General features: G+C 65.6%; 1 protein-coding gene. It reads right to left on the bottom strand.

Annotated elements, in window-relative coordinates; translation table 11 throughout:
• Window positions 1-588, bottom strand: a 588-nt coding sequence (locus M3P36_RS15075) for a putative PEP-binding protein (protein ID WP_349630580.1), incomplete at both ends; no start/stop codon positions are given.

Below are 588 nucleotides of genomic sequence, written 5' to 3'. Positions count from 1 at the left end.
CAGCGCCGCCTGCGCCGCTGCCAGCCTGGCAATCGGCACACGATATGGCGAGGCGCTGACGTAATCCAGCCCCACCTCCTCGCAGAACCGGATGCTCGCCGGATCGCCGCCATGCTCGCCGCAAATGCCCAGCTTGATATCGCCCCGCGTCGCCCGCCCGCGTTCTGCCGCAAGCCGCACAAGCTGGCCGACGCCTTCGATATCGAGACTGACGAACGGATCGCGCGGATAGATGCCCTGTTCCACATAGGGCGCGAGGAACCGTCCCGCATCGTCGCGGCTCACGCCCAGCGTGGTCTGCGTCAGGTCGTTGGTACCGAAGCTGAAGAACTTTGCCTCTTCGGCAATCTCACCCGCCATCAGCGCAGCGCGCGGCAGCTCGATCATCGTGCCGACGAGATATTCCAGGGTCCGGCCCTGTTCGGCAAAGACCTCTACGGCCACCCGGTCCACCAGCTTCCGGAGGATTTCCAGCTCGCGCTTGGTGGCAACCAGCGGGATCATCACTTCGGGCACCACCGGCTCCCCGCCTTGCGCCGAAACCTCGCAGGCCGCCTCGAAAATGGCCCGCGCCTGCATCTCGTAGAT

Origin of the sequence: Altererythrobacter sp. KTW20L (genome assembly GCF_023501975.1) — a bacterium.
Taxonomy (GTDB): Bacteria; Pseudomonadota; Alphaproteobacteria; order Sphingomonadales; family Sphingomonadaceae; genus Alteraurantiacibacter.
This window is presented reverse-complemented; position numbering and strand designations above follow the sequence as displayed.